Origin of the sequence: Knoellia sp. 3-2P3 (genome assembly GCF_029223115.1) — a bacterium.
Classification (GTDB): Bacteria; Actinomycetota; Actinomycetes; order Actinomycetales; family Dermatophilaceae; genus Pedococcus_A.
Genome location: NZ_JARGZE010000005.1, coordinates 95,154 through 118,292 on the forward strand (window position 1 = coordinate 95,154; position 23,139 = coordinate 118,292).

A 23,139-nucleotide genomic window follows, 5' to 3' on the forward strand; every position below is an offset into this window, starting at 1 on the left:
ATTGCCGTGTCGGTCGCCGCCCTCGTCGTGGTCCTCCTCGTGGTCGCCGCCATCCTCGGCGTCACGTGGGTGCGCCGGCCCTTCCCGACGGCCGACGGTGAGATCTCGGTCCCGGGGCTGAGCGGCAGTGTGACCGTGCTCCGCAACGACCGGGGCGTCCCGCAGATCTACGCCGACAACGCCCAGGACCTCTTCCGGGCGCAGGGCTTCGTGCACGCCCAGGACCGGTTCTTCGAGATGGACCTGCGCCGGCACATCACCGCCGGCCGACTCTCGGAGCTGGTGGGATCCAGCGGCCTCGAGACCGACAAGGTCATCCGCACCATGGGTTGGCGCCGCGTGGCCGAGGCCGAGCTGCCGATGCTCGCCCCGGAGACCCGCCGCTACCTCCAGGCCTACGCCGACGGGGTCAACGCCTACATCGACCGGCAGGGCAGCCCCTCGCGGATGTCTTTGGAGTACGTCGTGCTCGGCCAGCAGGTGAACGACTACCGCGTCGAGCCGTGGACCCCCGCCGACTCACTGGCCTGGCTGAAGGCGATGGCGTGGGACCTGCGAGGCGACTACGAGGGTGAGCTCATGCGGGCGCGGCTGTTCGGCCGGGTCCCCGTCGCGCAGATCAACGAGCTCTACCCGCCCTACCCCTACCGCCAGAACAAGCCGATCCTGTCGGCCCAGAACTGGAGCCCCGGGGCCGGCGGGCAGGGCGCAGCCTCCGCCGTGCCCGGGGCCGCCGTGCCCGAGGCGGTGCCGCTCGAGGAGCGCACCACCGGTGGGGCCAAAGAGGCGTATGCCGCGGTGCAGCGCGCGCTGGTCGCCGTGCCCCAGTCGGTGGGCCGGGGCCCGGGTGTCGGTTCCAACTCGTGGGTGGTGGGACCCGAGCGGTCGAGCACGGGCAAGCCGCTGCTCGCCAACGACCCGCACCTCGGCGTCAGCATCCCGGGCATCTGGGCCCAGGTCGGGCTTCACTGCCGGTCGGTGAGCAGTGAGTGCCCCTTCGACGTCAGCGGGTTCTCGTTCGCCGGGCTGCCCGGCGTGGTCATCGGGCACAACCAGCAGATCGCGTGGGGCTTCACCAACCTCGACCCCGACGTCACCGACTTCTTCCTCGAGCAGGTCCGCGGCGGCACCTACCAGCGCGACGGGAAGTACGTCGCCCTCGAGGAGCGCACCGAGACCATCAAGGTCGCCGGCGGCGGCGACCACACCATGACGGTCCGCAGCACGGTCCACGGCCCCCTGGTCTCGGAGGCGGTCAAGGAGCTCGACGAGACCGGGGACCGGGCCCCGGTCTCGGGCCGCCCCAGCGCCGGCAGGTACGAGGTGGCGCTCGCGTGGACCGCGCTGACCCCGAACCGGACCGCCGACGCGATCTTCGGCCTCAACACGGCGACCAACTTCGAGGAGTTCCGGCAGGCGGCGAAGTGGTTCGCGGTGCCCAGCCAGAACCTCGTCTACGCCGACCGCGAGGGCCACATCGGCTACCAGGCGCCCGGCATGATCCCCATCCGTCGCTCGGACACCCCCGGCGCCGTGCCCGGCTTCTGGCCCACCGCGGGCTGGCGCTCGGCCTGGGACTGGAAGGGCTACGTCCCCTTCGAGGACATGCCCTGGGTCTACGACCCGCCGGAGGGCCTGATCGTCACGGCGAACCAGGCCGTCACGGCCAGCCCCACGCCGTTCCTCACCACCGAGTGGGACTACGGCTACCGGGCCCACCGGATCCGCGCGCTGCTGGAGAAGGAGAAGAAGGTCACCCCCGAGCGGATGTCCCAGATCCAGGGCGACACCCGCAGCGAGTTCGCGCCGACCCTCGTCAAGCGCCTGCTCGAGGTCGACCTCGGCAGCGACGAGTTCACCAAGGAGGGCCAGGACCTGCTGCGCGGGTGGGACTTCACCAACCCCGTCGGCCGCTCCGACGCCAGCGCGTCGGCCGCCTACTTCAACGCGGTCTGGTCCAACCTCGTCGAGCTCACCTTCAACGACGAGCTGCCGGACGACCTGCGGGCCAACGGCAGCGACCAGTGGATGCAGGCCGTCACCACCCTGCTCGACAAGCCGCGCAGCGCCTGGTGGGACAACAAGCTCACCCCGGGTGTCACCGAGGGGGAGGCCGAGATCCTGCGCCAGGCCCTCGTCGAGGCCCGCCTCGACCTGACCAAGGAGCTGGGCAAGGACCCCGGGGCGTGGGAGTGGGGCAAGCTGCACGACCTGACCCTGGAGCACCGCGTGCTCGGCTCCGACACCGTGCCCGGCCCGGTCCGCATGCTGTTCAACCGCGGGCCCATCGCGGTGCCCGGCGGCCCGGCGGTCGTCAACGCCACCAGCTGGGACGCCAGCCAGGGCTTCGAGGCGCGCTTCGGGCCGTCGATGCGCATGGTCGTCGACCTCGGCAACCTCGACCGCTCGCGGTGGGTCAACGCCACTGGCAACAGCGGCCACGCCTTCCACGACAACTACGACGACCAGGTCGACGCCTGGACCAAGAACGAGACCTTCCCGTGGCCCTTCTCGGAGAAGGCGGTGCGGGAGGAGAGCGGCGACACGCTGCAGCTCGTCCCGGGCTCAGCCGAGTGAGCGCACCAGCCCGTCGGCGGTGATGACCTCGGTCACCGGCAGGTCGTGCGCCTCTCGGGGCAGCTGCTCGTCCCTGACCTCCCAAGGGTGCACGAGGGCCACGACGCGGGCGCCCGGGGCGCGCGGGAGCACCCGGTCGTAGCACCCGCCGCCCTGGCCCATCCGGGTGCCGCTCCGGTCAAGTGACAGGGCCGGCACGAAGACCACCTTGGCCCACCCGACGGCGTCCCGGCCCAGGGGCGCGCCGGCCCCCGCCTCGGCCCAGTCGAGGTCGAGGTCCGGGAGGGTGATGGGCACCATGACCCGTATGCCGCGCGCCCGCAGCGCGTCGACCAGGGCGTGGGTGGGCGGCTCGACGGGCGTCGACTCGTAGATGCCCACCCACTCGCCGGGGGCGACCCCCGTCTCGGCGACCACGGCCATGCCGGCCTCGGCGAGGGCGGCGGCGTCCGCCTCGCGCTCACGCAGCGCGGCACGCTCGCGGCGCTCGGCGCGGAAGCGCGCGCGCAGGGCCCGTTTGGAATCCTCGGCCGGCCCGCCGGCATACCCCGTCACACGCACAGTGTGACCTGTCCCGACCCGCCGTGCGGCGCCGTGACCGGCAAGTAGGGTGACCCCCATGAGTGTCACGAAGGCCGTCATCCCCGCCGCTGGACTGGGCACCCGCTTCCTGCCTGCGACCAAGGCCACGCCGAAGGAGATGCTGCCGGTCGTCGACAAGCCGGCCATCCAGTACGTCGTGGAGGAGTCGGTCCGGGCCGGGCTCGACGACATCCTCGTCATCACCGGGCGCAACAAGGGAGCCCTCGAGGACCACTTCGACCGCAACTGGGAGCTCGAGACCGCCCTCGAGGCCAAGGGCGACGAGCACCGGCTGAGGAGGGTCCGCGAGTCGGCCGACCTCGGTAAGGTGCACTTCGTGCGCCAGGGCCAGCCGCTCGGCCTCGGCCACGCCGTGCTGGTCGCCAAGGAGCACGTGGGCGACCACCCGTTCGCCGTCCTGCTGGGTGACGACCTCATCGACGGCCGCGACCACCTCCTCGAGGAGATGGTCCGCGTGCGCGAGGAGCGGGGCGGCAGCGTCATCGCCCTCATGGAGGTGCCGCGGGAGTCGGTCAACCTCTACGGCTGCGCCGCCGTCGAGCCCGTCGAGGGCGACGTCGTCAAGGTGACCGGGCTGGTCGAGAAGCCGTCGCCCGACGAGGCCCCGAGCAACCTCGCGATCATCGGCCGCTACGTGCTCGACCCGTCGGTGTTCGAGGTGCTCGAGCACACCAAGCCGGGCCGGGGCAACGAGATCCAGCTGACCGACGCCCTCCAGGAGCTCGCGGTCTCCGGCCAGCCGGGGGGTGGCGTCCACGGCGTCGTCTTCCGCGGCCGGCGCTACGACACCGGCGACCGCCTCGACTACCTGAAGGCCGTCGTGAAGCTGGGCCTGGTGCACCCCGAGCTGGGCAAGGACTTCGGCGCCTGGCTGGACGAGTTCGCCGAGGAGCGGGCTAAGCGGGCCGCCGAGGAGTCATGATCTCGGTCGAGGAGCACCTCGGGCGGATCCTGGGCACGGTCCAGCCCCTGCCCCCCTTAGAGCTCGGGGTGCCGGAGGCGCAGGGCTGCGTGCTCGCCGACGACGTCGTGGCGCAGGGGCAGCTGCCCGGCTTCACCAACTCGGCGATGGACGGGTATGCCGTGCACGCGGCGGACCTCGAGGGGGCCACCCCGGAGAGCCCCGTCGTGCTGCCGGTGGTCAACGACATCGCGGCCGGCAACACCAACGCCCTCTCGCTGGCGCAGGGCCAGACCATGCGCATCATGACCGGCGCCCCGATGCCGCGTGGCGCCGACGCCGTCGTGCCCGTCGAGGCGACCGACGGTGGCGTGGTGCACGTCTCGCTGCGGTCCGCGCCGGCACCGGGACAGCACGTCCGGCACGCCGGTGAGGACGTGCAGGCGGGCGAGGTCATCCTGCGCGCGGGCGCGCTGCTCGGTCCGGGGCAGATCGCCCTGCTCGCGGCGGCGGGCACCGCCCGGGTGCGAGTCGTGCCCAAGCCGCGCGTGGTCGTGCTCTCCACCGGCGACGAGCTCGTCGAGCCGGGGAGGGAGCCGGGGTTCGGCCAGGTCGTCGACTCCAACTCGCTCATGCTCACGGCGGCCGTGCGGGCCGTCGGCGCCACGCCCTACCGGGTCGGGGGAGTGCCCGACGACGCCCGCCAGCTGATGGAGGCCCTCGAGGGCCAGCTCGTGCGCGCCGACGCGATCATCACCACGGGCGGAGTGAGCATGGGCGCCTTCGACACCGTCAAGGAGGTGCTCTCGCGCGTGGGCACCGTGCAGTTCGACAAGGTCGCCATGCGCCCGGGCATGCCGCAGGGCTTCGGCGTGCTCGGGGTGGAGCGGGTGCCGGTCTTCACGCTGCCGGGCAACCCCGTCAGCGCGCTGGTCTCGTTCCACGTGTTCGTCGCTCCCGCGCTGCGCGCGATGGCCGGCCGGCCGGAGAAGGCGTGGCCCCCGGGGTTCGTGCCGGCGACCGCAGCCGAGTCGTGGCGCTCGGTGGAGGGGAAGATGGAGTTCACCCGGGTGGTGTTCGACGACGACCGGGTGCGCCTCGCCGGAGGGCAGGGCTCGCACATGCTCGGCGCGCTCGCTGCGGCCGAGGCGCTGGCCGTCGTCCCCCCGGAGGTCACCGAGGTGCACGAGGGCGACGAGCTGCTCTGCCTGCCGCTGCTCGGGACGGACGCGCCGTGAGCGAGGGCTCGGGCGAGCGCCTCACCCACGTCCGCGACGACGGCTCGGCGCACATGGTCGACGTCTCCGGCAAGCAGGTGACCGCGCGGCAGGCGAGCGCGAGGGGCCGGGTGCTGCTGTCCGCAGCCGCGGTGGCGGCGCTGCGCGCCGGGAACGTGCCCAAGGGTGACGCGCTCGCGGTGGCACGCATTGCCGGCATACAGGCGGTGAAGCGCACCCCGGACCTCATCCCGCTCGCGCACCCCATTGCCGTGCACGCCGTGGCGGTCGACCTCGAGGTGGTCGACGAGGGCGTGGAGATCGCGGCAACGGTCCGCACGGCGGACCGCACCGGCATCGAGATGGAGGCCCTGACCGCGGTGGGCGTCGCGGCGCTCACGGTCATCGACATGGTCAAGGCGGTCGACCGGCACGCCCGCATCACCGACGTGCGCGTCACCGCGAAGTCGGGTGGGCGCTCCGGTGACTGGGAGGAGGGGCAGTGAGTGCCCTGCGAGCCGCGGTGATCACGTGCTCGACGCGCGCGGCCACCGGTGTCTACGAGGACAGGGGCGGCCCGCAGATCACCGCGGCCCTGCGTGACTGGGGCTTCGACGCGGCCGACCCCGTGGTCGTCGCCGACGGCGAAGCCGTCTCCGAGGCGATCGCGGCGGCCCTGGAACGGCGCCCCGCGGTGCTCATCACCACAGGCGGCACGGGGTTGACCCCCACGGACCGCACACCGGAGGCGACCGCCCCCTTCATCACCCAGGAGGTACCCGGCATCGCCGAGGCGCTGCGGGCGGCGGGGATCGCAGGCGGCGTGCCGGCCGCGATGCTCTCGCGCGGGATCGCCGGCCTCGCCGGGTCGACCCTCGTGGTGAACCTGCCCGGCTCCGCGGGCGCGGTCCGCGACGGGCTGGCCGTGCTCGGGCCGGTGATGCCGCACATCGTCTCCCAGATCGGCGGCGGCGACCACTGATGGCCCGCTGGCCGGTGGTGCTGCGGGCGTCGACGCCCGCCGGGCAGGTCATCGAGCTCGGGCCCCTGCACCGGCGCGACCGCCGGGAGTGGCAGGCGGTGCGCCAGCAGAACCGGCCGTGGCTGGAGGAGTGGGAGGCCACCTCCCCGGACGGTCGCGCCCCGGGCCTGGGCTTCCCGGCGCTGGTGCGGCACTACAACCGGGAGGCGCGGGCGGGGCGGATGGTGCCGTTCGTGATCCGGTCGGAGGAGCGGATCATCGGCCAGATGCACCTGTTCGGCCTCTCGTGGGGGTCGCTGCTGTCGTGCGCGGCCGGCTACTGGGTGTCGCAGTCCGTGGCCGGTCGCGGCATCGCGCCGACCGCGCTCGCGGCGTCGGTCGACTTCGCCCTCGACGACCTCGGCCTGCACCGGGTGGAGGTCAACATCCGTCCTGACAACGCGGCCAGCCTGGCCGTGGTGCGCAAGCTGGGCTTCCGCGACGAGGGGCTGCGCGAGCGCTACCTGCACATCAACGGCGCCTGGCGCGACCACCGGACCTTCGCCCTGACCCGTGAGGACCTCGGTGGGACTACCCTCCTCGAGCGTTTTCACACAAACCACAACAGTCACATTGGCGACACACCGCCGCACGTCCCCGGTGGCGGCGCGGAGGGCACCTAACGTTTGTGCCCGTGCAGCCGAGCAGTCTGATCTTCCTTGTCATCATTGCGATCTGGGCTGCCTACTTCATCCAGCACTGGGTCCGCCGCCGCGAGCACCTCGCCACCGCCCGCTCCGTCGACCGGTTCTCGGAGTCGATGCGCGTCCTCGAGCACCGCTCGGCACTGCCCGTCGCCGACCTCTCTGCGCCGCAACCGCGTTCGTATGCCGTGAGCCCGGCTCGCACGGCCCGTCCGGAGATCCTGGTCAAGCGCGCCGGCCAGGCGCCGGCCGTCGACCCGGCCGCTGCTCCGGAAGCGGCGCCCGTGGCCACCGCCCGCCCGGCCTCCCGGCTCACTCGCAGGACCCGCGGCCTGACCCTGCTCGGCTCCCTGGCCGCCATCCTCGTCGCGGTCGGATTCGCCGCCTTCGGTGTCGTGCCGTGGGTCGCGGTCCTCGTGCCGGTGGGGGCCTTCGCCGGTGCCCTCGTGTGGGTGCGTCAGGGGCTGCGAGCCGAGCAGGCCGCCCGCCGCGCAGCCGTGGGGCCGATGGCGACCGGTCGACCCCAGGCCCGGGCCGCCCACGCTGCGCGTCCCGGTCAGGACGCGCGCCGCACCGACTCGTCCTCCGCGTCGTCTTCCGCAGCGCGCAGTTCCGTGCGCGAGAGCGCACCCGCCCCGGCCCCCGCGGCCGAGCGCCAGGCCCCGTCGTCCGCCGACGACGAGCCGGGCGCGCCGGTGCGCGAGTCCTTCTACGACATCGAGGCGGCTGAGCGCCCGAGCGTCGCGGTCGACCCCGCCGAGGCGGCCGACGAGGCGCCGGCCGTTCACGCTGCCCCGGCGATGCCGCTGGTCGACGAGGACGACATCCCCCTCACCTGGGACCCGGTGCCCGTCCCGCGCCCGACCTACACCATGAAGGCGGTCGCATCGCGCACGCCGGCTCCGCCGGTGGCCCCGGGCGTGCCCCCGGAGCTGGCCGAACCGGCATACGACGAGCCTGTGCGCCGCGTCGCCGGCGCCTGACGGCCACCCCCACGCCTCACCGGCCCCACACCGCTCGCGCGCCGGCCTCGCCCGTCAGGGCGACCACCACCGCAGTCCCTGCGGAGGAGATGACGACGGCTGCGGCGAGCACCCAGCGCCCGGTGGCGCCGCGGCGGCGTGGCCGGCGCAGGTAGAGCCACTGGGCGATCGTGGTCACCGCCAGCGCCGCGGCCCACGGCAGCACCTGCAGGCCGAGGTCACGGTGACGCGCGATGAAGGGCGGGTTGCCGAGGTCCTCGGCCAGGGCCGCGCCTGCCGCCGTGGTCAGCGGCACCACGAGCAGCCCTGCGACGGCGGCGAGTGGGACCAGGAAGGTCAGCTTCCGCTGCGCCGCAGGCCAGAGGCTCACGGCGACGGCGGCCGCAGCCGTGAGCGGCAGGACCACCACCGCGACGTGCACGAGGAGTGCGTGCGCGGGAAGGCCGTTGACCTCCATGGTCAGTAGGCGGGAGTGGCCGGGCGGCTGGAGGGCTTCTCGGTCACCATGGTTCCGTCCGGTCGCACGACGTACCAGACACCGCCGACCCCCTGGCCGAGGACGTCGCCTGCCTTGGAGTCCTTGGCGAACAGGTAGAGCGGCCGGCCGTTCACCGTCAGCTGCCTCGACCCGTCGGCGAGGGTGATCGTGCCGACCTGCCCGGTCACGCCGCTGACGGCGGGGCTCGACGACGTCGTCGTGATCGGCGGCCACGCCTGCAGGCAGGGTCCCGAGCAGGCGCTCTTGCCGGAGTTCGGCGTGTCCTTGGTGAAGTAGTAGGCCGTCATCTTCTTCCCGTCGACGACGATGCGCCCAAGGGCGCTCTCGGCGACGGCCAGGTCGGCGGCGGCGTTGCCGGAGGCGCCGGCCGTCGAGGAGGAGCCGCCGTCGGACGAGCCGCACCCGGCCAACGCGGCCAGCGCCACCGCGGCCAGCGCCGCCCTGCCCAGGATTCGAGAGACCATCTCGGACCTTCCTTTCGTGAGTCTGGTGACCTGGTGGTGGAGACGAGGCACCCCCGTGCGCGGTTCACCTCTGCGGAGGGTGAACCGGCGAGGGGGCTGTCTCGTCCTTTACGGCGTCGTGCCCTGGCGAGACGATCGGTGCGGGAGAGGGTGGTCGTGGGATCGACCCGGAAGGAAGCAGCGCTGCGCGGCCTGCACGACCGGCACGCGCCCGAGCTCTGGCGCTTCGCGCTGCGGTTGACGCATGACCCCCAGGTCGCCGAGGACGTCGTGCAGGAGGCGCTGCTGCGGGCTTGGCGCGATCCCGGCCTGGCCGAGCGCAGCGACGCCGCAGCGCGCGCCTGGCTGTTCACCGTGACCCGGCACATCGTGGTCGACCGGTGGCGCAGTGCGGCCCTGCGTCACGAGGTCGACGCCGCCGAGGTCGCGGAGCAGTCGGTGGCGGACCGGACGAGCGAGGTGCTCGACCGGTGGCTGATCGCCGACGCGCTCGGGGCCCTGTCGTCCGAGCACCGCGAGGTGATCGCCGCCGCCTACTACGAGGGCAGGAGCGTGGCCGAGATCGCGGAGGCGCTGCGGATCCCGGCGGGCACCGTGAAGTCGCGTCTGCACTACGGGCTGCGCAGCCTGCGCCTGGCCCTGCAGGAGAGGGGAGTGACGCGGCCATGAGACCAGGTGACCGCTACGCCGAGTGGGACGCCGCCTACGTGCTCGGGGCACTGTCCGCCGCCGAGCGGCAGGAGTACGAGGAGCACCTCGCGCAGTGCCCGTCGTGCCGGGGGGCGGTCGCCGAGCTCGCCGGTATGCCGGGGCTGCTCGCCCAGGTGCCCGCCCACGAGGCGCTCACCGTGGGTGCCCCGGACGAGGGCCCGCTGACGGTGCCGCCGCCGGCCTCGCTGATGCCCGAGCTCTCGCCGGAGCCGGTGCCGCGGCGGAGGGCCTGGCTGGTGCCGGCGGTTGCGGCCGCCTCGGCTCTGGTCGTCGGGGGGCTCGGCGGCTACGCGCTGTCGTCGATGGAGGCCGACACCGGCCGGCCACCGCTGACGAATGTGACGCAGGGGCCCGTGCGGCTGGCCTTCACCGCTGTTGCGCCGTCCACCATGACCGCGGTCCTCGACGTCGCACGGTCGGGCACCGGCACCGAGCTGAGGGTGGAGTGCCAGTACGCGACCACCGGCCCCACGGGGTACGACCCCGAGGCGGCCTGGGCGGACTACGCCATCTGGGTCGTCGACCGCGAGGGCAACGCCGAGCTGGAGAAGACCTGGACGGCCGGGCCGAACCGGGTCATGCGCCCCACGGCACGGACGCCGCTGGCGCCCGAGGAGATCGCGGCCGTGGAGATCCGCCGGGTCGACACCGGGCAGACGGTGATGCGCGCCGCGCGCGCGTGAGCCGGTTGGTTGTCCGCTCTCGCCGGGTGTTACAGTTTCGTCCGCATCGAGGGGCTGTGGCGCAGTTGGTAGCGCGTCTCGTTCGCAATGAGAAGGTCAGGGGTTCGAATCCCCTCAGCTCCACAGAACGAAGAAGGACCGGACACGCTTTTCGTCCGGTCCTTCTTCGTTCTCTGGATGTGTATGGGGGGATTCGGGAGGAGGAGCGAGGAACGAGGGACGAGGGCTCCCCTCAGCTCCACCCGACGGAAACCCCGTCTGACCAGCGCAAACGAGCCAGGTTGGGCGGGGTTCTTCCTTTGTCATTCCGACCGCACCTCCAGGGCCGTGCCCCCGGCGTGCCCCCGAGCGTTGAGACGCTCCAGTCCGGCCCGGTCGCTGGCGTGCCGAGGTGGTGCAGGTAGAGGTTCGTCGCCGCGATCGACGCATGCCCCATCCACGCCTGCACGGTGCCCGGGTCGACGCCGCGGGCCAGCCACAGGCAGGCCGCGGTGTGCCTCAGATCGTGGATCCGCCGGGCCTCCGTCAAGGTCGACCAGCCGAGCGTTCGCTTGAACGCCGTTGAGTGCGGCCGGTGCCCTGAGGAGGTGACGAACAGGGGAGCATCAGCCTCCCGCCCCGCCGCCATCGAGCGGACCAGCGGCAGCACTCGGTCGGCCACCGGCACCCGCCGCGACCGACCGGACTTGGTCGTCTTGGTCTCGACGCCTTCCGGCTCGGCCCGCTGGACCACCAGCGTCGGCATCGGGACCTCGACGAAGTCGCGGACCCGCACGGCCCGCAGCTCCGACCACCGCAGCCCGGTCCAGCCGGCGATGAGCAGGATGTCGGCCAGTCGCTGGTCCCTCTCTGCCGCCACGACGTGGATGCGCTCGAGGTCCTCCTCGCCGAACGGATACATCTCGGTGCGGGGACCGCCGACCTTGGGCACCCGTGTCCGCAGCACCGGGTTGACCAAGATCAGCCGCTCTCGCACCGCCCAGGCGAAGAACGACGAGAGCGACGCCCGGAGCCGCCGCACCGACGCCTCGGCCAGCCCGTCCTGGGTGAGCGTGATCAGCGCCCGGCTGACCTCCCGGTCGGGCACGGCGTAGAGCGACAGCGCGGCCAGTGAGTGGGGGACCAGCCGTACCAGCGCCGCGTCGCGCTCCTCGAGCCACACCGGCAGAAGGGATCGGACGGTCGCTCGTCCCGCCCTGGGGTCGACAGGCTTGCCCTGGCCGAGGCGCTCTTCCTCAGACGCTACGCGGCCCACGCAAGTAGGCCTTGATGGCGCCGACATAGAGGTCACCCGGCCCAGATGGCGGCGAGTGACCGACCTAGAAGGGCAGAGGGAGGGATCGCGGCTTGTTCGCGAAGAGTGGTGCTAGCGTGATGCTTTTCGAGAGTGGCTTGAAACTGCACCGCGGCGGCTCAGGCGCTTGGGGCCCCGCTGCTAGTGCTGCCCACGGATCCAAGGTCCTGACCGAGTCATGGTGAGACAACGCACGGTCGTCCTGGACTGGAAGCGACTATGGGCAGGCGGCCAGGCCACGGCGGGCGTGGCGGCACTGATCGCCTGGCTCGGCACTTTGGTCTGTCGCGCGGTGCTGGACATCGACGTCGCCGGGGCGGTAGCGGCAGTCAACGTGACCGACGTCTTCGTGGCGAACTACGCCCTCACCGCGGCCGTGTCGGCCATCGGCGCGACCGCTCTGGCTCACGTCCTGTCCCTGACGACGCCTACACCTCGGTCGTTCTTCTCGTGGATCGTCGGCCTGCTGACAGCAGGAGCGATGGTCCTGCCCTTCACACGAGGCGGCGACGTGGTGGTCCAGATCTGCGCGGCGGTCATCAACCTCCTCATTGGCGCGGCCATTGGATCGCTCCTCGACTCGGTCCTGTCGAGGGCGGTTTTCGACCGTGAAGGAACGTGGCAGCGGTGAACCCATCGCGCCGCTGGTGACCGGCGCGGCGAAGAGACCCGTTGTGAGGAGGCCGCCCGGGATCAAGGTTGCGATCGGAGGACAGGCGGAGCCTTCGCTGATGCTCGGAGTCGGCGCTTGTCCGGTGTTTGGCGCATCGGTGACGGAGCCAACCGCCACGCCCGATTCCTTTGTGCGCGCCTGCACCATGGCGCTGGCCGCTCAACCCAGGATGCGTCGCACGGCGGGTTCTGCGCGATCGGCCACCTGGGCGAAGAAGCCTCCGGAGCGAAGACGGGAGATGGCACTGGCGGTGATGACCGTGACAGGCACCGCAAGAATGAGGCCGACGATGCCGCCGACCACGCCGCCCAGGGCCGTGACGACCAGGACGATCAGCGGATGGATGTCGAGGCTTCGGCCCATGACCCTGGGTTCGACGAAGTTCTCGAGCGCCAGGTTCGCAGCCAGGACCACCGCCAGCATGACGGCAGCCGCTCCCAGGCCGCGGTCGCCGAGGGCGACGATCACGGCCAGTCCGCCACCGAGGAAGGCCCCGATGTACGGGATGTAGCCGCCGATGAAGTTCACCACCACGATCGTGAACACGAGAGGAAGCCCCAGGACGAGGCTCACCAGACCGATGACAGCGGCCACGATGGCCGACATGACGGTCCGTCCGCGACCGTAGTCGCGCAGGGTTCGGCACGAGTCACTGATGAAGCTGTCGATGTCCTCGTGGAGCTGCGGGTCGAACCAGGCGACGAGAGAACGCCGTAGTTCGGCGCCGTCCTTCAGCAGGTAGTACATGATCAGCGTGCCGAGGATCAGCCCGCTCGCGAAGCCGATTGCCGTGCTGACGCCAGAGACCAGGACGTTGAGGAACCCACCCTGCACCGCAGGAGCGAGGTCGATGACCGCCGCCCGCAGGGTTTCCATCGAGGCCGGGTCGAGCGAGGACAGAGCAGCCTCATCGACGGCCGCGTTGACCGAGGTCCCGATCTGCTGCATCTGCGCGAGGACCCCCTGCACCGTGGCCACCGTCACGAGTGTGACCAGGCCCAACAGTCCGAGCACGACAGCGCCTGCCGCGATGCTGGGCTTCAGCTGGTGACGTTGGAGCACGCGGGCCCAAGGTCTGAACACGACGGCGAGGACTGCGGCAAAAGTCAGTGGGAGAACGATCTCGTTCACGGCGGCCAGAGCAGCGACCACGATGAACGTCGCAGCCACGAAGCCGACGAAGCTCCACGCCCATACTCCGAGACGGGGGACCCAGCTGAGGAACTGAGAGGCACCCGTCCGCGTCGCGACCGCCGTCATCGGTCGGTCCGCCGGATCACTGAGTTCAGCCGCGTGCACGTCTCGAGTGGCAGATTGCGTCGAGGACTCAGCAGACCCCGCCTGGGCTTCCTCCACGGCAGCCGGGGGCGTTGCCGTTGGTGGCCTGTCGCGGTCAGTGCCGGGCACGGGAGGCGACCTATCCGTGAGGGAACACGCGTTGCCCGGTCAGGCCAGGGCCTTGGCCTTGAGGCTGTCGAACTCGGCCCGGGTGATCGCTCCGGAGCTGAGCAGCGCCTGAGCGCTCGCGATCTGGTCGACCGGGGCCTGCGAGGTGTTCGCGACCTGCTTGATGTACCGGTCTTGCTCTTCCTGCCGTTGGGAGGCCGCCGCCATCTGCCGAGCCGTCATGCTCCGGCCCCGAGCGATGATGTAGATGAGCGCACCCAGCCAGGGCACGAAGACGAGCAGGACGACCCAGCCGGCCTTCGCCCACCCGCTGAGCGAACTGTCGCTGAAGAGGTCGACAAGGCAGCGAAACCACACCATCAGAGCGGCTATCCAGATGAAGAACCAGAAGCTCCAGAGCAGAACTTCACCGAAGCTGGTCGTGATCGAGTCCATGGTCTTCCCCCGTGTGCTCGGCCGGTGTGCTGTTGGTTACCAGTTCGGCACACCGAGGGGTCGGGCGCCTCACCTGCCACGGATGACCCGAATGCGGCGGCTTCTCAGCTTGGCGTGTTGTGGGCAGGCGATAGCGCCAGGGGGAACACCGCCGCCACCGCGGCCTCGAGATCGCTGGCCACCCGGCCGAGCTCCGCGGGGAGGTCGGAAACCGCTCCTGTGGACGCCACCTCGATGCGCTCACGGGAGGCCTGCACCACGTCCCGCGGCGTACGCTTTGCCGCCCTCGGCGGCGAGACGTTCAGGCAGGTCAGCGATCGCACCGGGGTGCCCCTCGAGCTCTTGACGAGCGTCCGGAAGCGACCGGCTCTGCGCCACCGGCGCCGGATGACCGCCTTCGTGAGGACGAGATGGCGGTCGTGCCGTTCCTCCAGCTGCAGGTCGATGCCGGCTTCAGGTCCACCGCCATCGAGCAGCTGCTCCGCGTCTATGGCGACAGCACGCACCGCATCGCCCAGGCCGAGGCCGGGTGGTGGAACTCCGAGGTGATCGAGCCGGCCCTGGCAGCAGGGAAGGGCTGGGAGGATCTCTCCAACGTCGAGCTGGCCGATCGCAGCACCCCGCTCGCGGAGCACGCCGTCCTCGCCCTTTACCACGCGCAGCAGGCGCGGGCCTGGACCGCCAACCTCATTGAGGGCTTCGAGGCCCTGATGGCCAAGGCCGGCATCCGCAGCAGGCTCGAGAGACCTCCTGCGATCTGCTTCCTCGATCTCACCGGGTACACGCGGCTGACCCAGGAGCGGGGCGACGAGGCGCCGCGGACCTGGCCGCGACAGTCGCCCGGCTGGTGCAACGGGGGTCGGTGCGGTACGGCGGCAAGCCCAATCAAGTGCGCCTGAAGCGGTGTGGGCGACCCCGCGCCGTGAACGTCATTGCTCGACGGCGACAGGCAGCCGCACGGTGAAGGCGGCTCCCCGGCCCGGCCCCGGACTGGCGGCAGAGATACCACCGCCGTGTGCCTCGACGAGGGCTCGACTGATGGTGAGACCGATGCCGCTCCCGCCGCGGGACCGAGCCCGGGCTGGGTCGGCGCGGTAGAAGCGCTCGAACACGTGAGGCAAGTGCTCCGGGTCGATGCCCTCACCGGTGTCGAGCACCTCCAGCTCGACCCACCGCCTGTCCGCTTGGTGCACGGTGAGCGTGACGGTACCGTCGGGTGGGGTGTGACGCAGGGCGTTGTCCAGAAGGTTGCCCAGCACTTGTGCCATCCGCTGCGGGTCGACCAGGACCTGACCTCCGGTGGTGTCGCGACCGACGACGAGGGCGACTCCCTTGGCGTCGTAGGAGTCTCTTGCGGCAGCGGCGGCTGCCTCCAGGAGCGCCTGGGGCCGCGTCCGCACCGGGCGGGACTCGAGCCGTCCCTCCTCCGCGTGCGAGACGGCGCTGACGTCCTCAGCCAGGCGGTGCAGTCGCTGGGTGCCATCCCGCAGCACCGCCAGCGTGGCGGCGTCGAGCTCGCGTACACCATCTTCCACGGCTTCCAGGTGCGCCTCGATGCTCGCCAGCGGGGTGCGCATCTCGTGGGCCAGGTCTGCCAGGATCCGGCGCCGGGTGGTCTCCACGTCGCCGAGCCGTGCGGCGAGCTCGTTGATGGTCGTGGCCAGCACGTCGAACTCGGACCCGAGCCCGGGACGGGGGACTCGTGCGCCGTACTGGCCGGCGGCGATGTCAGCTGCCGAGGCGGCGACTGCTGCGGTGGAACGCTGCACCCGCCGGGTGAAGTATGCCGTGACGCCGAAGGCCATCAGGACCGACGTCACGAGGGCGACGCCGAGGGCGATGAGGAGCGAGTCGGTGAAGGCGCGCTCGACGTGGAGGGTCTCCGAGGCCGTGTGCGACACACCGGCCCGCTCGAGATGGGTGTGGAAGATGCCGGGGGCGACCACGGACGCGACGACCCACGACGTGACTGCACTGCCGAGGAGGACCAGCGTCTGCGCGCCGAGCAGCCTCGCCGCCAGGCTGCCGCGCTTTCTGGTCGGTGTCGGCAGGTGCTGGGTTGTCACTCGCCGGTCCCCATCCGGTAGCCCACGCCGCGTACCGTCCTGATGAACCGGGGCTCGGTGGCGTCGTCGCCGAGCTTGCGGCGCAGGTGCCCGATGTGAACGTCGACGAGATGTTCGTCGCCCACCCACGTCTCACCCCAGACGGCGTCGACGAGCTGGCGCCGGGAGAAGGCCATTCTCGGCCGATCGGAGAGGGCCGCGAGCACGTCGAACTCGGTGCGCGTCAGTGCGACCGGCTCCTGCCCCAACCAGACGTCCCGTCCGACCGGGTCGATGGCCAGCGCGCCAAATCGACGGAGGCCGGCAGTCTCCGGCGCCCCGCCGCCCAGAGGCCGGGGGCGGCGCAACATCGCCCGCAGGCGTGCCACGAGCTCGCGGGGGCTGAAGGGCTTGGTCATGTAGTCGTCGGCGCCGACCGAGAGACCGACCAGCGTGTCGACCTCGTCGGTGCGGGCGGTGAGCATCACGACGTAGGCCTCGGAGAAGGTGCGAAGCCGGCGGCAGACCTCGATCCCGTCCAGGCGGGGCAGCCCGAGGTCGAGCACCACGATGTCCGGGTCCACCTCGCGTGCCTGCTGCACCGCGTCCACCCCGTCGTGGCTCAGCGCGACCTCGAACCCCTCCCGCTCGAGGTAGGTGCCGACCAGGGAGGCCAGGTGGACATCGTCTTCCACCACCAGCGCCCTCAGACCGTTGCGAGGCGCGGCGCCGGAGCGATCTGACCTCGGTGTCGGGTCGTCGGAGCGGGAAGTCGCGGCCACGACCCACATGGTGTCAGGCGCCCGCGCAGACCACGAGCATCCCAGGCCGCGGCCAGCGGCATCTACAGCGAACCTTCATGGAACCTCCACGGCCGTGCCGGTGGTCACGGTGCAGCGTTGAAGACAACGACCAAGAGAGGTGAGAAAGATGATGTGGAACAACGGTATGGGCTGGGGCGGATGGCTCCTGATGTCGGTGACGACGGTGGCCTTCTGGGCGGTCGTGGTCTTCGGGATCGTCGCCCTCTTCCGCGGCACCCGGGACGGCGGGTCCCGCGATGGCGGGTCCCGGTCGGGTCAGCGGGACGAGGACAGCGCCCAGCGCATCCTCGAGGAGCGTTTCGCGCGAGGAGAGATCGACGCCGACGAGTACCGCCAGCGCAGCCAGGTCCTGCACTCCGTCCATTGAGGCGCCCACGCGCCGACACCGAGGAGGCCTCGTGTCTTCGATCAGCCACCAGTCCTCGATCAGCCGTCGCTCGCTCCTGCTCGGCTCCGCTGCCGGGGCGCTGGCCCTGGCGGGGCTCTCAGGGTGCAGCACTCCCAGGAATGCGGTCGCCGCCACGTCGGAGAGCGTGCGACGGGCGGAGGCAGCGCGTCGCATCGCAGGCCAGCGCACGGTCAGCGCGGTGCTCTCCCCGAAGGAGACCACGGTCGACCTCGGCGGAGTCGTGGTGGGCACCTGGGCCTACGGCGAGTCCGTGCCCGGCCCGCTCATCCGCGCCACGGCCGGTGACCTGCTGCGGGTGAGCGTGGACAACCGCCTACCGGCGGACACCAGCATCCACTGGCACGGTGTCGCGCTGCGCAACGACATGGACGGCGTGCCTGGCATGACGCAGAGGCCCATCGGTGCCGGTGCGCGGTTCCTGTACGAGTTCACTGCTCCCGACCCGGGCACGTACTTCTACCACCCCCACAGCGGTGTCCAGCTCGACCGGGGCCTGCACGGCGTGCTCGTCGTCGACGACCCCGCGGAGCCGGGCGACTACGACCTCGAGTGGGTCGTCGTGCTCGACGACTGGGTCGACGGAACCGGTCGCACCCCCGACGACGTCCTCGCGGGCCTCCAGGCCGGCGGGGCCTCGAACGGGATGGGGCACGGAGGCATGGGTGGGATGGGAGGGATGGGCCACGGGTCCATGGGCATGGGGGGCATGGGGGGCATGGGGGGCATGGGGGAGTCCCTGACCTCCCCCCTGCTGGGCGGAGCCGGCGACGTGGTGTACCCGCACTACCTCGTGAACGGCAGGGTCCCCACCTCGCCGGCCAGCCTGTCGGGCAAGGCGGGCCAACGGGTGCGTCTGCGCATCGTCAACGCCGGCAGCGACACCGCCTTCCGGGTCGCCCTGGGTGGGCACCGGCTGACCGTGACCCACACGGACGGCTTCCCGGTGCAGCCTTTCGAGGGCGACGCGCTGCTGGTGGGGATGGGCGAGCGCTACGACGTCCGCTTCATCCTGCAAGACGGCGTCTTCCCGCTGGTCGCTGCTGCCGAGGGCAAGCAGGGGCAGGGTCTCGCCGTGGTGCGCACTTCAGCCGGCACGCCACCGCCGGCTTCGGCCCGACCTGCGGAGCTCGACGGGCGGGTCGTCACGGTCACCGACCTCCAGGTCGCCCCGGAGGCGCGGCTTGCCGACCGACGGGTCGAGCGCACGCACGACCTGCTGCTGAGCGGGTCGATGGCGTCCTACCGGTGGACGCTCAATGGCAAGACCTTTCCAGATGCCGACCCCCTCGACGTCAGCCAGGGCGAACGACTGCGGCTGCGGTTCCGCAACATGTCGATGATGTTCCACCCGATGCACGTCCACGGCCACACCTTCGCCCTCAACGGGACGGGTGTCCGCAAGGACACCGTCATCGTCCGGCCCATGCAGGCCATCACCGTCGACCTCGACGCTGACAACCCGGGCCAGTGGGCGACCCACTGCCACAACATCTACCACGCGGAGGCGGGCATGATGACGACGCTCTCCTACCAGGCCTGACGCCAGGTCGCCGACCGCTCGGAATACCGGGTGGGGGTATGCTGTTGACGTGGTCATGCACCCCGACGAGGAAATGAGGGCGTCATGAGCCAGACCACCGTCCTGCACGTGGGCGGCCTGCACTGGGCGAGCAGCGAGCGGGCGATCGAGAAGACCCTGCTCCGCCGCCCGGGTGTGGAAGCCGTGGAAGCGAACGCGGCCAACCAGACGGCGTCGGTCACGTTCGACGCCGACGTCACGTCGGTCACCGATCTCGCCTCGTGGGTGCGTGACTGCGGTTACCACTGCGCGGGTCGGTCGGTGCCGAACCACGTCTGCGAGCCGATGGAGGAGCCGGCCACGCACCAGGGTCACACAGCGCTCGAAGCCGCCCCGCGGCATACCCATGGAGCTCCTGTATCGGGGCACGGAGAGCACACGGCGCACGAGGTGATGGGCCACGGCGGTCACGCGGGGATGTCGATGGACGACATGGTCCGCGACATGCGCAACCGGTTCGTCGTCGCCGCCGTCATGACGCTGGGGATCACGCTCTGGTCGCCCATGGGTCGGGACATGCTCGGGTTCACCGTGCCGGCGCCGTTCGGCCTGCGCGACGACGTCTTCGGGCTGCTGCTCAGCCTGCCCGTGGTGTTCTACTCCGCCTGGATCTTCTTCGACGGAGCGTTCCGTGCTCTGCGCAACCGCACGCTCGACATGATGGTGCTCGTCGCCGTGGCGGTCGCAGCGGGCTGGTTGTACAGCGTGGGCGTGACCCTCACGGGAGGCGGTGAGGTCTTCTACGAGGCCGCGGCCATGCTGACCACCTTCGTGCTCCTGGGCCACTGGTTCGAGATGCGGGCCCGGGGTGGCGCGAACGACGCCATCCGGGCACTGATGGACCTCGCCCCACCCATGGCCACTGTGCTCCGCGAGGGCCAGCCGGTGGAGGTGCCCACCGCCGAGGTGCGGGCCGGCGACCTGCTGCTGGTCAGGCCCGGCGGCAAGGTGCCGGTCGACGGCGTCGTCGAGGAGGGCGTCTCGGAGATCGACGAGTCGATGGTCACCGGGGAGAGCCTTCCCGTCGCCAAGTCGCCGGGGTCGGAGGTCATCGGCGCGTCGATCAACACCACCGGCACCCTGCGCGTCCGCGCGACGAAGGTCGGCTCGGACACCGCCCTGGCCCAGATCGTCGCCCTCGTCCAGGAGGCGCAGAACTCGAAGGCGCCCGGGCAACGGCTCGCCGACCGGGCCGCCTTCTGGCTCGTGCTGGTCGCCCTGGTCGGAGGCCTTGGAACGTTCCTCGTGTGGCTCTGGTCGGGGGCCAGCGTGGAGACCGCGCTGCTGTTCGCCATCACGGTCGTCGTGATCACCTGCCCCGACGCGCTGGGCCTGGCCACGCCGACGGCGATCATGGTCGGCACCGGTCTCGGCGCGAAGCGGGGCGTCCTGGTCAAGAACGCTGCTGCGCTCGAGGCGTCGGCTCGCATCGACACCGTCGTGATGGACAAGACGGGGACGCTGACCAAGGGCGAGCCCGAGGTGACCGACGTCATCGTCGACGGGATCGACGAGGCGCAGCTGCTGTCACTGGTCGCCTCCGTCGAGCACGAGTCCGAGCACCCGCTCGCCGGTGCGATCGTCCGGTATGCCGCGGAGCGGGGTGTCGCGGTCACCGCGCCGTCGCGCTTCCGCAACGTCCCAGGGCATGGGGCAGTCGGTGAGGTGGGCGGCCGGACGGTCGTGGTCGGCAACCGCAAGCTCATGGCGCAGGAGGGCGTCGAGATGGGCACCCTGTTGGCCCGTCGCGACGAGCTTGCCGACTCGGGCCGCACCGCCGTGCTGGTAGCCGTGGACGGTCGCGGTGTCGGGGTCATCGGCCTGGCCGATGCCGCGCGAGAGACCTCCGCGCAGGCCGTGGAGGCGCTGCACGAGCTCGGCGTCGAGGTGGTCATGCTCAGTGGGGACAACGAGGCCACCGCACGCCGCATCGCGGGCCAGCTGGGCATCGACACCGTCATCGCCGAGGTCCTTCCCGGCGAGAAGGCCGCCAAGGTCGCCGAGCTGCAGCAGGCCGGCAGGCGGGTCGCCATGGTCGGTGACGGCGTCAACGACGCCCCTGCCCTTGCGCAGGCAGACCTCGGCATCGCCATCGGCGCGGGGACGGATGTCGCCATCGAGACCGCTGACGTGGTGCTGATGCGCTCGGACCCCCTCGATGTCCCCACGGCGCTGAGGATCGGGCGCGGCACGCTGCGGAAGATGCGCCAGAACCTCGGCTGGGCGGTGGGTTACAACGCCGTCGCCCTGCCGATCGCCGCTGGTGTCTTCGAGCCGTCACTAGGCCTGGTGCTGCGGCCGGAGATGGCGGCGCTGGCGATGTCGGGCTCGAGCGTCATCGTGGCTGTCAACGCTCTCCTCCTGAAGCGGCTCAGCCTCCCCGAACCGCCGGCTCCGGCGAGCCAGGGGGCGGAGCAACGCGCACCGGTGCCGGCCGGCCACCTGGGTTAGCCGTTCACCGAAGTCACTGACCGAGCGCCGGCGACCCAACCGCACCGCCATCTTCATCGAATCTTCAGCAAACACCTACGAATCGGCCCAGGCGTCACGTCCAGAGTGGGGCCCACCGCGCCGATCCTCCACGCCCTCCAAAGGAGTGAACCACCTGTGTTCAACACCAAGCGATCCCTCACCTTGGCCGGTGCCGGCCTCGTCACCGTCCTCGCCCTCGGCGCCTGCGGCTCCGACGCGGACGACTCGCAGTCCATGGGTGGGATGAACGGTCACGGAAGTTCCAGCGCGACCTCGGCGCAGTCGAGCTCTGGTGGCCGGGCGGGCGACGTGATGTTCGCGCAGATGATGATCCCCCACCACCAGCAGGCCGTCGAGATGGCCGACCTCGCGTTGGCGAACCCCTCGACGTCCCCGGAGGTCGAGGGCCTGGCCCAGCAGATCAAGGCCGCCCAGGACCCGGAGATCGAGACGATGAACGGCTGGCTGAGCGCGTGGGGGGCCCCGACCTCGGCTCCGATGGACCACGGGGCCAGCGGCATGATGTCCGAGAAGGACATGGCATCGCTGGAGTCGGCACAGGGCGCCGAGTTCAACCGCCTGTGGCTGGAGATGATGATCGAGCACCACCAGGGCGCCATCACCATGGCCGAGGACGTCCTGGCCTCGACCGAGGATCCCGAGGTCAAGGCCTTGGCGCAGGCGGTCGTGGAGGGGCAGGAGAAGGAGATCACCACCATGCAGGGCCTGCTCAGGTGAGCGCCGTCAGGCCACGTCGCCCGGTCGCTCTGGCCCTGACCGCGCTGGCCGCCGGTGCGGCCTCGTTGGGGCTCTCGGCGTGCGCGAGCCAGGGGACAGCGGCGACCGGCGCCACTGCGGTGCCGTCCCCGCGCGTGACCGCGCCCCTGGCCCCGAGCTCCGCCCCAGCCACCACCACCGCAAAGCCCCCAGCCACACCGACGGCGCGGGCACTGTCGTCGGCCCACGTCCACGCCGTGGCCCGCGAGCCCGTCACCGGAGACGTCCTCGTCGCGACGCACGAGGGGCTCTACGTCTACGGGAAGGGCGAGCCACGCAAGGTCGGCCCCACCATCGACCTCATGGGGTTCACGGTGGCAGGGCCCGGCCACTACTACGCCTCTGGCCACCCCGGACCCGGCGTGGACCTGCCGCAGCCAGCGGGTCTGCTCGAGAGCCGTGACGGCGGTCGGTCCTGGACGGTGCTCTCCCGCGGGGGTTCATCGGACTTCCACGCCCTCGCCGCGACCCCGGAACGCGTCCTCGGGTTCGACGGGACCGTGCGCACCACCACGGACGGCCGTACCTGGGAGACCGGCGACCTCGCCTCACCGCCGAGGAGCCTCGCCATCTCACCCGATGCTCGACGAGTCCTTGCCACCACCGCCGACGGGCTTATGGGCTCCGACGACGGCGGCCGGCGTTGGGCGCCGGTGAAGGGTGCTCCGCTCCTGTTGTTCGTCGACTGGGCCGACGGCCAGACGGTTGCGGGACTGTCCCCGGAAGGTCGGCTCCACCTGAGCACGGACACCGGCAGGACGTGGCAGACCACGAAGGCGGGAGCCTCCGACATCCAGGCGCTCGACGCGACGGGCAGCGGGAAGACCCTCGAGGTCGTCGCCGCCACCGGTCAGCGGCTGGTCACGTCGAGAGCTGGAGGTTCGTTCGGTACCGGCTGAGATCCGGCGGGTGACCCTCCCG

At 71.5% G+C, this 23,139-nt stretch carries 25 protein-coding genes and 1 tRNA gene; 17 read left to right on the top strand and 9 right to left on the bottom strand.

Going from position 1 to position 23,139, the window contains the following annotated elements; all coding sequences use genetic code 11:
* Nucleotides 1-6: 6 nt before the first annotated feature.
* On the top strand, nucleotides 7-2,577 hold the full coding sequence (locus P0Y31_RS14885; RefSeq protein ID WP_275870729.1) for a penicillin acylase family protein: 2,571 nt from the start codon (nucleotides 7-9) through the stop codon (nucleotides 2,575-2,577).
* Here the strand turns inward: P0Y31_RS14885 and P0Y31_RS14890 are convergent.
* Complete coding sequence (locus P0Y31_RS14890; RefSeq protein WP_275870731.1) at nucleotides 2,566-3,132, bottom strand: 5-formyltetrahydrofolate cyclo-ligase; 567 nt, start codon at nucleotides 3,130-3,132, stop codon at nucleotides 2,566-2,568. The two genes, P0Y31_RS14885 and P0Y31_RS14890, sit on opposite strands and share 12 nt — an antisense overlap.
* A 64-nt stretch (nucleotides 3,133-3,196) precedes the next feature.
* On the opposite strand from P0Y31_RS14890, the gene galU reads away from it, so the two are divergent.
* The 6 genes from galU to P0Y31_RS14920 are packed head-to-tail and all read left to right on the top strand — an operon-like array spanning nucleotide 3,197 to nucleotide 7,946.
* On the top strand, nucleotides 3,197-4,102 hold the full coding sequence (gene galU, locus P0Y31_RS14895) for a UTP--glucose-1-phosphate uridylyltransferase GalU (protein ID WP_275870733.1): 906 nt from the start codon (nucleotides 3,197-3,199) through the stop codon (nucleotides 4,100-4,102).
* Entirely contained in the window at nucleotides 4,099-5,319 is a 1,221-nt protein-coding gene (glp, locus tag P0Y31_RS14900; RefSeq protein WP_275870735.1) for a gephyrin-like molybdotransferase Glp, read from the top strand. Before galU ends, glp begins: the two co-directional genes overlap by 4 nt.
* Nucleotides 5,316-5,804 (top strand): cyclic pyranopterin monophosphate synthase MoaC, encoded by a 489-nt coding sequence (gene moaC / locus P0Y31_RS14905; RefSeq protein ID WP_275870737.1) that lies wholly within the window; start codon nucleotides 5,316-5,318, stop codon nucleotides 5,802-5,804. The genes glp and moaC overlap by 4 nt, the downstream gene beginning before the upstream one ends.
* Nucleotides 5,801-6,280 carry a MogA/MoaB family molybdenum cofactor biosynthesis protein gene (locus P0Y31_RS14910; protein WP_275810881.1) on the top strand — a complete coding sequence of 160 codons (480 nt, stop codon included), beginning with the start codon at nucleotides 5,801-5,803 and terminating at the stop codon, nucleotides 6,278-6,280. Before moaC ends, P0Y31_RS14910 begins: the two co-directional genes overlap by 4 nt.
* Nucleotides 6,280-6,942 carry a GNAT family protein gene (locus P0Y31_RS14915; protein ID WP_275870739.1) on the top strand — a complete coding sequence of 221 codons (663 nt, stop codon included), beginning with the start codon at nucleotides 6,280-6,282 and terminating at the stop codon, nucleotides 6,940-6,942. The genes P0Y31_RS14910 and P0Y31_RS14915 overlap by 1 nt, the downstream gene beginning before the upstream one ends.
* 11 nt (nucleotides 6,943-6,953) lie before the next feature.
* Entirely contained in the window at nucleotides 6,954-7,946 is a 993-nt protein-coding gene (locus P0Y31_RS14920) for a hypothetical protein (RefSeq protein WP_275870741.1), read from the top strand.
* Between the two features lie 16 nt (nucleotides 7,947-7,962).
* Here P0Y31_RS14920 and P0Y31_RS14925 read toward each other — a convergent pair whose 3' ends face one another.
* Together P0Y31_RS14925 and P0Y31_RS14930 are read right to left on the bottom strand one after the other, a co-directional pair.
* Complete coding sequence (locus tag P0Y31_RS14925) at nucleotides 7,963-8,403, bottom strand: DUF2231 domain-containing protein (RefSeq protein ID WP_275870743.1); 441 nt, start codon at nucleotides 8,401-8,403, stop codon at nucleotides 7,963-7,965.
* A gap of 2 nt (nucleotides 8,404-8,405) precedes the next feature.
* A complete protein-coding gene (locus P0Y31_RS14930; protein ID WP_275870745.1) occupies nucleotides 8,406-8,909 on the bottom strand; it encodes a hypothetical protein in 504 nt (167 codons plus the stop codon).
* A 156-nt stretch (nucleotides 8,910-9,065) separates the two neighbouring features.
* Between P0Y31_RS14930 and P0Y31_RS14935 the strand changes: the two genes are divergently transcribed.
* The 3 genes from P0Y31_RS14935 (at nucleotide 9,066) to P0Y31_RS14945 (ending at nucleotide 10,426) form a co-directional block, all read left to right on the top strand.
* The gene (locus tag P0Y31_RS14935) at nucleotides 9,066-9,578 is read left to right on the top strand and encodes a sigma-70 family RNA polymerase sigma factor (RefSeq protein WP_275870747.1); all 513 of its coding nucleotides are present in this window, start codon (nucleotides 9,066-9,068) and stop codon (nucleotides 9,576-9,578) included.
* Nucleotides 9,575-10,303, top strand: coding sequence for a zf-HC2 domain-containing protein (locus tag P0Y31_RS14940; RefSeq protein WP_275870749.1), 729 nt, complete (start codon nucleotides 9,575-9,577; stop codon nucleotides 10,301-10,303). Before P0Y31_RS14935 ends, P0Y31_RS14940 begins: the two co-directional genes overlap by 4 nt.
* A 50-nt stretch (nucleotides 10,304-10,353) precedes the next feature.
* Nucleotides 10,354-10,426, top strand: a tRNA-Ala gene (locus P0Y31_RS14945).
* A 109-nt stretch (nucleotides 10,427-10,535) separates the two neighbouring features.
* On the opposite strand, the gene P0Y31_RS14950 is transcribed toward P0Y31_RS14945, so the two are convergent.
* Nucleotides 10,536-11,465 carry a site-specific integrase gene (locus P0Y31_RS14950; protein ID WP_275870750.1) on the bottom strand — a complete coding sequence of 310 codons (930 nt, stop codon included), beginning with the start codon at nucleotides 11,463-11,465 and terminating at the stop codon, nucleotides 10,536-10,538.
* A gap of 310 nt (nucleotides 11,466-11,775) precedes the next feature.
* Between P0Y31_RS14950 and P0Y31_RS14955 the strand changes: the two genes are divergently transcribed.
* Complete coding sequence (locus tag P0Y31_RS14955; protein WP_275870751.1) at nucleotides 11,776-12,228, top strand: DUF6069 family protein; 453 nt, start codon at nucleotides 11,776-11,778, stop codon at nucleotides 12,226-12,228.
* Nucleotides 12,229-12,429: 201 nt separating this feature from the next.
* On the opposite strand, the gene P0Y31_RS14960 is transcribed toward P0Y31_RS14955, so the two are convergent.
* The 3 genes from P0Y31_RS14960 to P0Y31_RS14970 form a co-directional block, all read right to left on the bottom strand.
* Nucleotides 12,430-13,677 carry an AI-2E family transporter gene (locus tag P0Y31_RS14960; RefSeq protein WP_275870753.1) on the bottom strand — a complete coding sequence of 416 codons (1,248 nt, stop codon included), beginning with the start codon at nucleotides 13,675-13,677 and terminating at the stop codon, nucleotides 12,430-12,432.
* 39 nt (nucleotides 13,678-13,716) lie between these two features.
* The gene (locus tag P0Y31_RS14965; RefSeq protein WP_275870755.1) at nucleotides 13,717-14,112 is read right to left on the bottom strand and encodes an SHOCT domain-containing protein; all 396 of its coding nucleotides are present in this window, start codon (nucleotides 14,110-14,112) and stop codon (nucleotides 13,717-13,719) included.
* A gap of 104 nt (nucleotides 14,113-14,216) precedes the next feature.
* Nucleotides 14,217-14,435 carry a hypothetical protein gene (locus P0Y31_RS14970; RefSeq protein ID WP_275870757.1) on the bottom strand — a complete coding sequence of 73 codons (219 nt, stop codon included), beginning with the start codon at nucleotides 14,433-14,435 and terminating at the stop codon, nucleotides 14,217-14,219.
* A 96-nt stretch (nucleotides 14,436-14,531) separates the two neighbouring features.
* Between P0Y31_RS14970 and P0Y31_RS14975 the strand changes: the two genes are divergently transcribed.
* A complete protein-coding gene (locus P0Y31_RS14975) occupies nucleotides 14,532-15,011 on the top strand; it encodes a hypothetical protein (protein WP_275870759.1) in 480 nt (159 codons plus the stop codon).
* A 30-nt stretch (nucleotides 15,012-15,041) separates the two neighbouring features.
* Here the strand turns inward: P0Y31_RS14975 and P0Y31_RS14980 are convergent, their stop codons facing one another.
* Nucleotides 15,042-16,178, bottom strand: a complete 1,137-nt coding sequence (locus P0Y31_RS14980) for a HAMP domain-containing sensor histidine kinase (RefSeq protein WP_275870761.1) — start codon at nucleotides 16,176-16,178, stop codon at nucleotides 15,042-15,044.
* On the bottom strand, nucleotides 16,175-16,852 hold the full coding sequence (locus P0Y31_RS14985) for a response regulator transcription factor (RefSeq protein WP_345803641.1): 678 nt from the start codon (nucleotides 16,850-16,852) through the stop codon (nucleotides 16,175-16,177). The genes P0Y31_RS14980 and P0Y31_RS14985 overlap by 4 nt, the downstream gene beginning before the upstream one ends.
* Nucleotides 16,853-17,087: 235 nt before the next feature.
* On the opposite strand from P0Y31_RS14985, the gene P0Y31_RS14990 reads away from it, so the two are divergent.
* The 5 genes from P0Y31_RS14990 (at nucleotide 17,088) to P0Y31_RS15010 (ending at nucleotide 23,117) form a co-directional block, all read left to right on the top strand.
* Nucleotides 17,088-17,348, top strand: coding sequence for an SHOCT domain-containing protein (locus P0Y31_RS14990; protein WP_275870764.1), 261 nt, complete (start codon nucleotides 17,088-17,090; stop codon nucleotides 17,346-17,348).
* Between the two features lie 31 nt (nucleotides 17,349-17,379).
* Nucleotides 17,380-18,930 (top strand): multicopper oxidase family protein, encoded by a 1,551-nt coding sequence (locus tag P0Y31_RS14995; RefSeq protein WP_275870766.1) that lies wholly within the window; start codon nucleotides 17,380-17,382, stop codon nucleotides 18,928-18,930.
* 84 nt (nucleotides 18,931-19,014) lie between these two features.
* Nucleotides 19,015-21,420 carry a heavy metal translocating P-type ATPase gene (locus P0Y31_RS15000; RefSeq protein ID WP_275870768.1) on the top strand — a complete coding sequence of 802 codons (2,406 nt, stop codon included), beginning with the start codon at nucleotides 19,015-19,017 and terminating at the stop codon, nucleotides 21,418-21,420.
* Between the two features lie 156 nt (nucleotides 21,421-21,576).
* The gene (locus P0Y31_RS15005) at nucleotides 21,577-22,179 is read left to right on the top strand and encodes a DUF305 domain-containing protein (RefSeq protein WP_275870770.1); all 603 of its coding nucleotides are present in this window, start codon (nucleotides 21,577-21,579) and stop codon (nucleotides 22,177-22,179) included.
* On the top strand, nucleotides 22,176-23,117 hold the full coding sequence (locus P0Y31_RS15010; protein WP_275870772.1) for a F510_1955 family glycosylhydrolase: 942 nt from the start codon (nucleotides 22,176-22,178) through the stop codon (nucleotides 23,115-23,117). Before P0Y31_RS15005 ends, P0Y31_RS15010 begins: the two co-directional genes overlap by 4 nt.
* Nucleotides 23,118-23,139: the final 22 nt, after the last annotated feature.

What these genes read in the sequence shown, in the direction of transcription:
- P0Y31_RS14915 (WP_275870739.1), top strand. Translation starts at nt 6,280, where the DNA reads ATGGCCCGCTGGCCGGTGGTGCTGCGGGCGTCGACGCCCGCCGGGCAG.
- galU (WP_275870733.1), top strand. Translation starts at nt 3,197, where the DNA reads ATGAGTGTCACGAAGGCCGTCATCCCCGCCGCTGGACTGGGCACCCGC.
- glp (WP_275870735.1), top strand. Translation starts at nt 4,099, where the DNA reads ATGATCTCGGTCGAGGAGCACCTCGGGCGGATCCTGGGCACGGTCCAG.
- P0Y31_RS14990 (WP_275870764.1), top strand. Translation starts at nt 17,088, where the DNA reads ATGATGTGGAACAACGGTATGGGCTGGGGCGGATGGCTCCTGATGTCG.
- P0Y31_RS14940 (WP_275870749.1), top strand. Translation starts at nt 9,575, where the DNA reads ATGAGACCAGGTGACCGCTACGCCGAGTGGGACGCCGCCTACGTGCTC.
- P0Y31_RS14925 (WP_275870743.1), bottom strand. Translation starts at nt 8,403, where the DNA reads ATGGAGGTCAACGGCCTTCCCGCGCACGCACTCCTCGTGCACGTCGCG.
- P0Y31_RS14955 (WP_275870751.1), top strand. Translation starts at nt 11,776, where the DNA reads ATGGTGAGACAACGCACGGTCGTCCTGGACTGGAAGCGACTATGGGCA.
- P0Y31_RS14930 (WP_275870745.1), bottom strand. Translation starts at nt 8,909, where the DNA reads ATGGTCTCTCGAATCCTGGGCAGGGCGGCGCTGGCCGCGGTGGCGCTG.
- P0Y31_RS14965 (WP_275870755.1), bottom strand. Translation starts at nt 14,112, where the DNA reads ATGGACTCGATCACGACCAGCTTCGGTGAAGTTCTGCTCTGGAGCTTC.
- P0Y31_RS15000 (WP_275870768.1), top strand. Translation starts at nt 19,015, where the DNA reads ATGAGCCAGACCACCGTCCTGCACGTGGGCGGCCTGCACTGGGCGAGC.